Annotated in this window: 5 protein-coding genes; 2 read left to right on the top strand and 3 right to left on the bottom strand. The window is 46.0% G+C overall.

From position 1 onward, the window contains the following. Positions 1-477: 477 nt before the first annotated feature. The 3 genes from ACFPFU_RS16490 to ACFPFU_RS16500 form a co-directional block, all read right to left on the bottom strand. The gene (locus tag ACFPFU_RS16490; protein WP_377066025.1) at positions 478-3,999 is read right to left on the bottom strand and encodes a VCBS repeat-containing protein; all 3,522 of its coding nucleotides are present in this window, start codon (positions 3,997-3,999) and stop codon (positions 478-480) included. A 107-nt stretch (positions 4,000-4,106) separates the two neighbouring features. After that, positions 4,107-5,837 (bottom strand): RagB/SusD family nutrient uptake outer membrane protein, encoded by a 1,731-nt coding sequence (locus ACFPFU_RS16495; RefSeq protein ID WP_377066027.1) that lies wholly within the window; start codon positions 5,835-5,837, stop codon positions 4,107-4,109. Between the two features lie 42 nt (positions 5,838-5,879). Beyond that, complete coding sequence (locus ACFPFU_RS16500; RefSeq protein WP_377066029.1) at positions 5,880-9,131, bottom strand: SusC/RagA family TonB-linked outer membrane protein; 3,252 nt, start codon at positions 9,129-9,131, stop codon at positions 5,880-5,882. Positions 9,132-9,859: 728 nt separating this feature from the next. Between ACFPFU_RS16500 and ACFPFU_RS16505 the strand changes: the two genes are divergently transcribed. After that, entirely contained in the window at positions 9,860-10,699 is an 840-nt protein-coding gene (locus tag ACFPFU_RS16505; protein ID WP_377066031.1) for a hypothetical protein, read from the top strand. Positions 10,700-10,751: 52 nt separating this feature from the next. Beyond that, positions 10,752-12,812, top strand: a complete 2,061-nt coding sequence (gene metG / locus ACFPFU_RS16510; RefSeq protein ID WP_377066033.1) for a methionine--tRNA ligase — start codon at positions 10,752-10,754, stop codon at positions 12,810-12,812. Positions 12,813-12,861: the final 49 nt, after the last annotated feature.

The following is a 12,861-nucleotide window of genomic DNA, read 5'->3' on the forward strand; positions in this document are numbered from 1 at the left end:
CCTTTTATTTACAAATAAATAACTAAACAAATATGGGGAAAAAACTACGCAATTCCTCCAAGGAGGAATTACGCCGTCCTCAAAAACCTGTTTGTCAGCAGGTTAGTCCTTAAGTTAACGGAGGTGGTACAGCTGTCGGGAGCGAGGGTGGGTGGGCTCTGCGGGGAGAAGCTTATTTTTGCCTTGACTTTTTGGGTTCTCTTTTTGTGTCAAAGCCTGCCCCGACCAGCGCAGCATATCGGGGACAAAAAGAACAGAAGAGTAAAAGGATAATAGAAAGCAGGTCCCTGCCCTTATGCCATAGACATCCCTAACCTATCCCTTGACGATCATCTCCAGGAAGAGCCTGCTTTACCGGTTTCGCCGTGGTAACCTCCTACCGATGACGTGTTGTGTAATACACTGTTATTCAGCTGGTTGAGCCTCGAGGTGACGCTAAACGGCTTTTTTAGACATTCTTACTCCGAGCTTACTAATTTATAAACCCACTTCATTTCCCTGAAAATCATAAAGCCTAGTTGACTTTACTCCATTTGGCCTTCTGACCATTCTGCTGGATTGGGAGAGAAATCCGCTTCCGTAATACACTTCGGCAGACCGTGTTTTCCCGGTTTCAAGTTCAAACACTACTTTGCTCACCTGAGGCGGCACCCGGTAATGCCCTGGGTTTTCTCCCGGATGAGCCAAGGCAAACGTGCGCAGAGGACCACGGTTTTGGCTGGCTATATACACCACTCCTTTTGTCTCATGATGCAGGCATACCAACGCTTTTGCATCTCCGGGAACCAGGAAGCCGCTTTCCGCCGAACCCATTGGTAAAAAACCGCCTTTTCCGTCACCCAGCAGCACCCCACCCGTTAAGGCATCCAGTCTCCCAACAAAAATTTCATTGCCATAATCGTTTCCTACCAACAGGACATCCAGATGACCATCACCGTTTATATCATCCACAACCATACCATTAACAGGGGCCATTTGTACCTCTGAAGGAAGGGGGTGTAGCTTGAATTTACCGTTCCCCAGGTTTTCCAGATACGAGGACGAGGGATAATTACCTTCCAGCATCAGTGCTCCATTCCGTTCCTCCTCCGTAAGCAATGTGGCCATTGTTGATCTGGCATAAGATTTATACCGGTCAAATTTTCTCCTAAACAGTGTACTCTGTCCATACAGTTCATTCCAAAAATGTACTGGAAAGGCTTCATAGCTGCCTATATCATTTTTAAAATGGGCAAAGGTCACCGGATCAACGGATCCGTTGTTGTCAAAATCTTTGGCAATAACCGTGACAGGGCGTTCCGGAGAGGGCTTCCATAAATTATTATGGCCCATATTGCCCACGATATAGTCTATATCCCCATCCCCATCAAAATCCCCCGCTACAATACTGTTCCACCAGCCCGTATGATTTTCTATACCTGTTTCGCTGGACTTTTCTAATCGACCGCCCGTGTTTTTGAATGGGGTGATGGGCATATAGTCACCTACGACGATGAGATCTACTTTTCCGTCCCCGTCGAAATCCGTCCAAATGGCGTCGGTCACCATGCCAATATTTCTTAATCCCGGCGCCCATTCATCTGTCACATCCCTGAAAACACCGCCGTCATTTTTTAGCAGATAGCTTTTATCCGGATAAGGATATTGGCCAACGGGAGTCCTACCCCCGACAAACAAATCCAAAAGGCCATCGCCATCTATATCCGCTGCCCGGACCGTTGTCCCACTTGAGGCTATCTCAGGGATTGCATCCGGTGCAAAAGAAAAGTTGCCTTTTCCATCATTGATGTATATCCGGTCTTTGTATTCCGGCGAGCCGGCTTTGAACTCATTGCTACCGCTGACCGCATATAGATCCAGGTCTCCATCATTATCTATGTCCAGAAACAGCAGCCCCATGTCTTCATAAGGCAGTATCTCTTCAGGCTTGAAAGCCAGGTGGTCGCTGAAGCTCCCGTCCTGCTGCTGTAAAAATACCTGGGGGGCATATCCGGCGGCACCCCCTATCATCAAATCATCCAAGCCATCCCCGTTGATATCTCCAACCGCCAAACCGGGTCCAAATTGGGTCAGTTTATGGGGAATGGTTCTCTGCAGATTAAAGTCAATCTTGTTATCTTCCTGATGGGTATAAACCAATCCCATCATCTCAGAAACTTCCTGTAGTAGGTTCCTGGGTGCTATTCCGGAAAAAAGAAACTCCCTGCCTTCCACAGTCTCCTTTGCATCCGAATAATCGATTTCCAACACAGTGTTGATGGGGGGACTGGCTATCTCCTGATATTTACCATCTGGCCAGAGGATTTTGAGTACATTTAACTTTTCCGCTCTACCCAATCCGAAGTGAGCAATCTCCTCCACGGATGACATGTAGCCACGGGCCACATATTGCTCAAGGTACTGGATCCAGCCATCATGATCCTCCAGCACTAATTTGGTGCCAATACCGGCTTTGTTGTGCTGTGGACCATTGAGCTTTATTCTCAAAAAATTAGATTGTTGCTCATTATCATTAAGCCTGTTTCTAAACACAAAAGCCCTGTCATTGATATTGTTCACGACATAATCCAAATCACCATCCCCATCCAAATCCACATATACGGCTCCATTGGAAAAAGAAGGCAGGTTCAGACCCCATTCCTCTCCGGAATCCGTAAAACTCAAATCACCGTTGTTTTTGAAGGCATAATTGGGGATTTTTACAATAGGAATGGAGTCCAATAACTGCTTTATGGTAGCCACATTCCCCACATCGGCCCGGTAATCTGCAAAGTCCTTATCGGTAATGTCACGTGGAAATCCATTGGTCACAATGAGATCTTTAAACCCGTCGTTATCTACGTCCATGAACAGAGGGGACCAGCTCCAGTCTGTCTGATATACCCCGGCCATCATTCCCATCTCACTGAAAGGAACGCCGGATCCATTGTTGAGTTGCAGCATGTTCCTGACATGTTGGTATTCATATCCCCAACGGTCATTGTTGATATACCTTGCGTAGGTCTCCCCTCCTATGGTGGTTTTTTTCCGGTAATTTGTTTCACCCAGCATATCCAGTGTGATGATATCTGTCAAGCCGTCGTTGTTGAAATCCGCGACGTCTACCCCCATGGAAAACATGCTTTGGTGTCTGATCAAATCCTTTATTTGATTTGAAAAAGTGCCGTCACCGTTGTTGATATAAAGAAGGTCGTTAGTGAGGTAATCGTTGCATATATAAATATCCGGCCATCCATCCAGGTTGAAGTCAGCAATGGCCACTCCCAGTCCAAAGCCTTCAATATTGATCCCCGCTTCCTGGGTCACGTTGGTAAACGTGCCGTCACCGTTGTTTCTGTAAAGCTGGTCATTGTTAATGGCGGAGCCATCCGTTATTTTCTCCCGGTAATTTCCCGGCAGAATGTTGCTTTGTTCATTGTTCAATACATATAGGTCCAATAATCCGTCCCGGTCATAGTCGAAAAATGTCGCCGCCATGCTGTTTCCGGCTTCAGCCAGGCCAAAAGCCGCGGCCTGCTCTTCAAAAACGGGGATTCCTTTATCATTCAGTCCCTGATGGACAAAAAGCAAGTTGTTTCTATTTTGGGTGTTCATAGCCGCGCAGACATAGATATCGGGCAGACCATCATCATTGATGTCGACCACCACCACACCCGTACACCATTTATCCGCTACTTCAATGCCGGCCGGTTGGGAAACATCTTCAAACTTCATGCCTCCCAAATTGAGATAAAGTTTATTGGCTACCTGGTTGCCTGTGAAGAAAAGGTCCGGTTTACCATCCAGATTAAAATCCCCAACTGCCACCCCTCCCCCGTTGAAGATGTATTCTTCGGTTAAGATATTAAAGCTATCCGTTTCGGTGATGGCATTGTTAAAATCGATTCCTGTCGCCTCCGGTTCCATTGATTCGAAGAGGGCGGAAGGCGCAGATGGCTTACATCCTATCATCAGAATCACTGAAAAAAACATCCAATATTTGCATTCCATCTTTTTCATACATCCATCTTTTTTCTTTCTGTTTTCAGTGGCTAAAGTAAACATATGGAAAAGAAAAGAGATGGCAAAACCATCTCTTTTCCCATTTTAATTCAAAACATGTTTTTCTAAAAATCAGGATTTTGTATCAATATATCAGAACCTGTCAAGTCGATCTGATCCTGAGGGATAGGCAATAATCTGTATTTTGGTGTGAAATTGGTACCCCCCAAAGCTGCCTGTAATATGGCCCCATCAAAAGCAAGGTAAGCGTTGATCTCATCCACATCAGTGCCCCATCGGACCAGGTCATAAAACCGGTGGCCTTCCATTCCCAGCTCCAGTTTCCTCTCAAAACGTACGGCTCTTCTGGCAAAATCCTGGTCTGTCCATGGATTGTTGTAAAGGCCGATATTGTAATTGGCAGCGGGCGCGCCATTGGCTCTCAACAAAGGGGAATTAATGGCCCGCTGTCTTACCCTGTTCACATAGGTCCTCGCTTGTTCCAAGCTTCCGACTTCCACCTCAGCCTCAGCCGCCATCAACAAGACATCGGCAAAACGGATGATCATAAAATTGATGGCCGTATATCCTGGCGTCCAGGAACTGTTGTCCTGAAACACTCCCTGCTCTTCTCTGGTGTATACATATTTTTTAGGTGCATAAGGTCCACCATTAGCTCTGTTTCTTATCCAGGCATTACCAGGATGGTCCATCCAATCCAGGTAAGGGATTCCTCTTCGTCCCGTGGTGTGATCCAACCGGGGATCAAGCGGGCCATCGTCAGGAGTGAACGGCGCTTCACTTTCAATCCCGAAATCGTTCCTTACCCTGTTCTGAGGGGCATTATAGGAATTATCCAGAAGAGGCAATCCGTTGGCATCCGTTCTAAACGAGTTGACGAAAGTAAAGCTGGGCTGGAAAAAACCACAACAGTTACCCGGTCCATCGGGACCCGTGTTATAAGGGAAATTCAAGTCAAATTCAGGATTGGCGTTATTGACACTTCCGGTACCCGCAGCTGATTGATAGGCCCAGATGCTTTCCTTGTGGTTGTTATTGGCGCCACGGAACATATCATCATAGTACTCCACCAGATCGTAGCGTAGATTATTGCTGGTCACCCCATTGGCAATCACGTCATCAAAAAGTTGCTTTGCCTGTTGGAACTTGTTCTGATACATATAAACCTTAGCCAGATATGATTTTGCCGCCCATGAATTGACCCTGCCTACCTGCTCCTGCGTGGGAGGAAGGTTGTCCACTGCAAACTGAAAGTCGGCTTCTATCAGTGGCCACATGTCCTGGTTGTTCGAAACTTCTTCCAGCCCCGCCTGATAATCCACCGTTTCATCCACATAGGGAACCCTGTTGAAATTCCTGGCCAACTGAAAATAAAAATGTCCTCTCAAGAACCTGGCCTGTGCGGCTAAATGCGCTGCCTGTGCATCGGTAACTTCAGGATCACGGTCATTGAGCAACCTCAACACCATATTGGCACGGGAAACCCCTTCATACAAACCAGCCCAGTTTTCCCTGATGATATCAATGGTAGCATCATTCTCAAACCTTTGAATGGGATTGATGGACTGGAAATCACCGGGGTCCGTACCCTTGTTGGCATCCCCGCCTCTGATACTTCCCCACACCCAGTTGGACGGGGAAGCCATTCTTTGGGCCCGCCCGTTCACCTGGGAATAAGCGGCTATTAAGGCCGCATTCAACCCATCCAGGGTTCTTAACTGCGGCTCTCCGATCTGTCCCGTTGGCGGCACATCCAGAAAATCGTCACAGCTTATGGCAAAGAACATCATACAGGATGTCAGTGCCAGGGTTATCTTTAATTTTATATTTTTCATATCGTTAATCACTAATTAATTATACAATGGAAAACTGGCTTATCAGAAACTGAGGTTGATACCAAATGTGTATCCCCTTGTAAGTGGGATGTTTCCAACATCTATTCCGAATGTCAAATCAGCATTACCACCCACCATTGGATCCAAACCTGAATAACCGGTAATGGTAAACAAGTTGTTGGCAGAAGCAAACACCCTTAACCTTTCCATCCTCCACCTTTCCAATAAGCTGGTCGGCATGGTATAACCAATAGTAAGGTTTTGTAATCTCAGATAGGAGCCATCTTCCACATAAAAAGAAGATCCATTGTTGCTTGTACTGAAATTGGCTGTTTTTTCTACTATAGGAATAGTAGCATCCAAGTTATCCGGAGTCCAGGCATCTTTCAGCCTCTCGGAAATTCCCGCTCCCTCGAATGTCTGGAAGAAATCCGTAAACCATTTGGATTGATTCCATATCTTATTGCCAAGAGAAGTATAGAAATAAGCAGCGAGGTCAAAGTTTTTGTAACCGATGGTGAAATTGGTGCCACCTGTAAACTTAGGCACTGGACTTCCCAGATAGGTCCTGTCTTCTGCATCGATGATACCATCGCCATTTAAATCCCGGAATTTAAATCTTCCCGGAGCAGCACCCTGCTGGTTCGGATGGCTGGCCACATCTTCAGCATCTCTGAACAATCCTTCTACCTGATAGCCGAAGAATGCAGAAAGCGGTCTCCCTACTTGGTTACGGATCGGGAATATCCCCCTAAAACCGGGGTTCACATCAGTGATAAATTCCAGATCACCGGCCAAAGAAGCAATTTCATTCCTAAGGAATCCCCCATTAACGGTCCATTCATAGGTTAAATCACCTGTCAAACGTCCACGGGTCATTACTTGAAAATCCAAACCTCTGTTCAGCATTTCGCCTATATTAACCAATGGGGGGGTAGCATTGAAACCGGCAGTCAAAGGCACTGGCACCCTAAATAACAATTCTCTGGTATCTTTTTGCCACCAATCTACAATCACATCCAGTTTTCCACTCAAGAAAGTACCGTCAAAACCAACATTTTTGGTTACGGCGGTTTCCCACTGAGCATTGGGGTTCCCTAACCTGGACCTCCTGAATCCTATTTGCGCAGAACTGCTGGTACCCGTGATATCGTAGGAAGAAGCTCCGATATCTCCAGCAAATAAACTGAACTGGTTGTCGGGATCCACGTTGTTGGAGTTACCCATCTGGCCCCAGCCACCGCGGATTTTCACATCGTCCATCCAGGTAGCTCCCGCCATAAATGGTTCCGCGGAAATCCTCCATGCTGCGGAGAAGGCTGGAAATACACCAAAACGGGTATTTGCCCCGAACCTAGAGGAACCATCCCTTCTTAGTACGGCACTGACAATATATTTGTCATTGAAAATGTAGTTGGCCCTACCAAAGTATGAGAGGAAGTTCACCCCATTGAAAAGTCCACTGTTTACAATCCGGGTATTCACCGGCACATTGGACATGTTTACAAAATTGATGTCCTCAGAAAACGGGTTTTGCCCTACCATGGTATTGAACCTGCCTTTTCCTGTGTTCAAGGCTTCCTGTCCTACTATTAGGTCCAGATTGTGCAATCCAAATGTTTTCTTGTAAGTCATGGTATTGGTGAATGTCCATCCAAATGTAAATCCGGATCCTTCTCCGTAACCAAATGCGGAGTTGTTTTCGGAGTTTTCATACTGTAACCTCGTATAGTTCCAGTAGTAGTAATTGTTGTACCTGCCTCCAATAGATGATCTAAAGGTAAGGTCTTCAATGAGATCATACTCCAAATACACGTTGCCGAAACCCTCTGCATTAAAGCTGCAATTGTTCAACAAGCCTTCTCTGTTGGCAACAGGGTTTCTTGGATTATTGAATCCCCTGGCAGCAGTACCCGCATATCCACCAAACTCATCATAAATCGGGATAATGGTAGGCATACGGTAAGCGAGGTTGATATCATTTTCACCTGCTGCCACACCTTGTCCACCCGCTCCACCTGACAATCCCAGGACTTGCCTATAGGTTCCCTGGAAGTTTTGGCCTATCCGCAATTTAGGAGTCACGTCAAACTCAGTATTGGCACGAAGAGAATACCTCTTAAAGTCATTCCCAATCATTATACCAGCCTGATCCTGAATTCCTAAGCCAATGTAGAACCTGCTTCCTTCTCCGCCGCCATAGAATCCCAATGAATGTCTGTGGATAGGCGCCCTTCTCGTAATTGCCCCATACCAATCCGTTCCCTCATGGTTTGCTCTCACCAATTGGTGAACCGCACCTTTTCTGGGGTCAATGTTATACAACTGACGCTGCTCTTCAATCTGCTCAGCAGACAAAGGACCTGGCACTCCGGATGCACCTCCTACATTGATATAGTAAGGCAGTACGGGTTGAGGTCCAGAACCAAACTGTGGATGGTCATAAGCTGGATCCCGTCCTTCGAGCATGGCTGTATTTCTTTCTGCCAACCAGGTGTAGTCCGCAAAATCCTGAGGATTCATCATTTGAAGACCTGGGCCGGCATCGGTGAAACCATACATGCCATTGTAATCCACCCTAAGCTTTTGTGCCCCTTTTCTGCCCCTCTTCGTGGTATAGATGATCACGCCATTTGCCGCTCTGGCACCATAAATAGACGCGGCCGCAGCATCTTTCAGCACCGTGGTGGATTCGATATCATCAGGGTTAAGAAAATCGGTCGAACCCACAGGCAATCCGTCCACAATATAAAGTGGTTCGTTACCGCCAAAAGCTCCAAAACCCCTGATCCGTACCTGAGAGGTAGTACCCGGCTGTCCGTTGGTTACCACGTTCACACCGGCAATCCTACCCTGAAGCGTCTGCTCCACGTTACCGGTGGGAATAACCGTAAGATCTTTGGGGTCTACAATGGAAATGGCTCCTGTGGTTTCCCTTCGATCATCGATCGTGTACCCCGTGACCACCAACTCGGTAAGGGTTTGTTCATCCGGGCTCATCGCAACGAGGATCTCACTCCGGTTACCTACCACTTGCTCGATGGTCCTGTATCCCACGAACGAAAACACCAAAACGCTTTCATTGCCGGGCACATCTAAATTGAATTTACCGTCCAAATCGGTAGCCGTACCTGTGGTGGTGCCTTTAACCAGAACGGTTACACCCGGTAAACCGTCACCGAACTCGTCATTGACGGTCCCTGTGACACTCCTTTGCGCCAGCACGGCTGCATTGGAAAGCACCAATAGCAGGAGTACTGCGCATGACATTCTGTAAATTTTAAACATAAACATGGATTTAATTGAAATTGGATTTAATTGAAAATTGATATCTTTTTTGTATAATGTCATATACAAATATAATTCTGTAAACAAGGCAGACTCGTTACCTTCATACAGAACAATCTCGTTGAAATTAAAGAAGTTGAATCTCCCCAATTAGACATTTAGCATCTGAACAAGACCTGCCGGATGTTCAAATTGTCGGTATAAATAAAAGTGGTACCGTTAGGAGTAGGAGCGATACGAGTGTGAGTAGTTTTTTTTCATGACATGAGCAGTTAGGTTTTTTAGGTTTTGTTAATCGACTGGTTCAGGATGTATTATACACCAAAATTATTATTTGGCACACCGCTGATTTCTTATAGTTTTCATTTATAAGAAACAATTATCCCTGAAATATAAGAAAATCTTAGCTAAATCCGCCAAATTTTCAGACAAAAAAATATCTTAAAAAACTTCCACGTAACCGAAAGATGAGATTCCAATTGTTAAAGCAATACCTTTCCGATTGTTTTTAAGTTTTCTGATAAAAAAACCGGGAAATGCTAAAATTTATTTCTGAAAGAGATAGGGAATCAACAATTTTTCACTTATATTCCTTATAAAAATCCGACATCGAAAAGCTTTCCTTTTACTCTATTTGCGTTTTTGAGAACTGATTAACATTACATCGATCATGCGATATGAACACCGTCACATCTCTCTTTTTTCAGCATTGGACTTGGATCGCTCTTTTGATAATGGCAATAACGTCCGTCAATGAAACATTGGCCCAGGATACTGAAAGACTGCTTCATATTCAGACTGCTGACGGGAATACTTATATAGGCACGCTTGTAAGTGAAGATGATGTCAAATTGGTCTTACGCACAGAAAACTTGGGGAGCATTACTATTTTCAAAAGCGATATTTCCAAAAGAAGGGAAATCGATCGGGACAGGTTTGTAAGAGGAGGGCTTTGGTTTGAAAATCCGCAGGCTACCCGGTACTTCTGGAGTCCAAATGGTTATGGACTGAAAAAAGGCGAATGGTATTACCAAAACGTATGGATTTTTTTCAACCAGGTTTCCACCGGCGTCACTGACAACTTTTCCCTGGGAGCAGGCATGGTACCCTTGTTTCTTTTTGCCGGCACCTCTACACCTGTATGGATTACTCCCAAAATTTCGATCCCTGTAATAAAAGATCAGCTCAACCTAGGAACAGGGGCTTTATTGGGCACGGTGGTAGGTTTGGAAAACAGCAGTTTCGGCATCTTGTACGGCATGAGTACCTTTGGCTCCAGGGACCGCAACCTGACCATTGGCTTGGGATGGGGGTTTGCAGGAGGAGAATTAACCAATAGGCCCACCATCAATATCGGAGGCATGATCAGGACGGGAGCCAGGGGCTATATCCTCACCGAAAACTATTATGTCAGCACAGGTGAAGGAGGCGGAGGTTTTTTGTCTATAGGAGGCAGGAGAATTATCAATAAGCTTGGCTTGGATTTTGGGCTCATCGCCCCTATTTGGGACGAAATGGACAGTTTCATTGCTTTTCCCTGGCTAGGGTTAATTATTCCTTTTGGCAATTATTGATTCGCTGGAGAACTTATTCCAAAAAAACCATTTTTGCCTATCTTTGTGCCCTATGGATAAAAAAGCTTTCAAAAGATACACCGTTACTTCAGCCCTTCCCTATGCGAACGGCCCTTTACATATAGGCCATCTGGCAGGATGTTATATACCGTCGGACATTTACGTCAGGTACCTGCGCTCCCAGCAAAGGGATGTGGCATATGTTTGCGGCTCCGATGAGCATGGAGTGGCCATCACCATAAAAGCCAGAAAAGAAGGCGTTACGCCTCAGGAGATTGTCGACCACTACCACCACTCGATGGCAGAAAGCTTTAAGGAATTCGGTATCAGTTTTGATCATTACTCGAGAACCTCCGCTCCCATCCACCATGAAACCGCTTCTGAGCTATTCATGGACCTGTATCGCAAGGGAGAATTCATTGAGCAGACCACAGAACAGTATTATGACGAAGAAGCTCAGCAGTTTCTGGCAGACCGCTATATTGAAGGCACCTGTCCGAAGTGCGGATATGAAAACGCCTATGGGGATCAGTGTGAAAAATGCGGAACTTCCCTCAGCCCCACTGACCTTATCAATCCCAAATCAAAATTAAGCGGCAACACTCCGGTTTTAAAAAACACAAAACATTGGTTTCTTGACCTCGGCAGATATACGGATTTCTTAAAGCATTGGATCCTTGAAGAACACAAAGAAGACTGGAAAAACAACGTACTGGGCCAATGCCGAAGCTGGCTGGAAGCCGGCGAAGGCCTGCAACCCAGATCCATGACCCGTGACATGGAATGGGGAATCCCCGTACCGTTGAAGGAAGCAGAAGGGAAAGTACTTTATGTCTGGTTCGACGCCCCTATCGGGTACATATCCTCGACTAAAGAATGGGCAGAAAGAAAGGGCATTGACTGGGAACCTTATTGGAAGGATAAGAAAACGAAACTGGTCCATTTTATCGGCAAGGACAACATTGTATTCCATTGCATTACTTTTCCAGCCATCCTTAAAACCCACGGCGAGTTCATTCTGCCGGACAACGTACCTGCCAATGAATTCCTGAACCTGGAAGGAGAAAAAATATCCACTTCCAGGAACTGGGCGGTATGGCTGCACGAGTACTTAGAGGAATTTCCCGGCAAACAGGACGTGCTCAGGTATGTACTCACTGCAAATGCCCCGGAAACCAAGGACAACGATTTCACGTGGAAGGATTTTCAGGCCAGAAACAACAATGAATTGGTGGCCATTTTTGGGAATTTTGTTAACAGGGCGGTAGTCCTTACCCATAAATATTTTGACGGAACGGTTCCGGAAAGATACCAATTGGAGGAAATAGACCGGGAAGTAATTGCGCTACTTAAAGATTTCCCGAATAAGATAGCCGGATCGCTTGAAAAATTCAGGTTCCGTGAGGCGCTTGGCTTCATGATGGATTTTGCGAGGATGGGAAACAAATACCTGGCTGATACAGAGCCCTGGAAAACCATCAAAGAAGACAGACAACGCACGGCCACTGTCCTGAATATTGCCCTCAATATTACCGCAAATCTCTGCATACTGTCAGAGCCTTTCCTTCCATTTACGGCAGGAAAACTTAAGGACGTCCTGAAGCTTGATGCATTGCAGTGGACTATGGCGGGCAATGGGGAAATACTCCGACCGGGGACACCCATTGACAAAGCAGGCCTCTTGTTTGACAAAATAGAAGACAAAACTGTAGACGCTCAGGTTGAAAAGCTGTTGGCTACCAAAAAACTGAATGAAGCCGCCAACACGCCTGCGGTTCCTGTGAAGGAACTGGTTCAGTTTGAGGATTTCTCCAAACTTGACCTGCGCGTCGTGACCATCCTTTCCGCTGAAAAAGTGAAAAAATCAAAAAAACTGCTCCAGTTGACGGTGGATACCGGACTTGGGAAAAGAATTGTCCTGAGCGGGGTAGCGGAACAGTTTGCCCCTGATGAATTGGTAGGCAAACAGGTAACCATGCTGATCAACCTCTCCCCTAAAAAAATGGCGGGTATAGATTCCGAAGGAATGATACTGATGGCTGAAGACCGAAACGGGAAGTACAGGCTGCTTCAGCCCAACAGCCCCACGGAACCTGGGTCCCCCATCAGTTAACCCGTACCCGGGCTGGAAGAGATGCCCAGCCCGGATAATTATTTGCCAT

The sequence above is a fragment of the Negadavirga shengliensis genome, assembly GCF_042652345.1.
In the GTDB taxonomy this organism is placed as follows: Bacteria; Bacteroidota; Bacteroidia; order Cytophagales; family Cyclobacteriaceae; genus Negadavirga; species Negadavirga shengliensis.

What these genes read in the sequence shown, in the direction of transcription:
- ACFPFU_RS16490 (WP_377066025.1), bottom strand. Translation starts at nt 3,999, where the DNA reads ATGAAAAAGATGGAATGCAAATATTGGATGTTTTTTTCAGTGATTCTG.
- ACFPFU_RS16495 (WP_377066027.1), bottom strand. Translation starts at nt 5,837, where the DNA reads ATGAAAAATATAAAATTAAAGATAACCCTGGCACTGACATCCTGTATG.
- ACFPFU_RS16500 (WP_377066029.1), bottom strand. Translation starts at nt 9,131, where the DNA reads ATGTTTATGTTTAAAATTTACAGAATGTCATGCGCAGTACTCCTGCTA.
- ACFPFU_RS16505 (WP_377066031.1), top strand. Translation starts at nt 9,860, where the DNA reads ATGGCAATAACGTCCGTCAATGAAACATTGGCCCAGGATACTGAAAGA.
- metG (WP_377066033.1), top strand. Translation starts at nt 10,752, where the DNA reads ATGGATAAAAAAGCTTTCAAAAGATACACCGTTACTTCAGCCCTTCCC.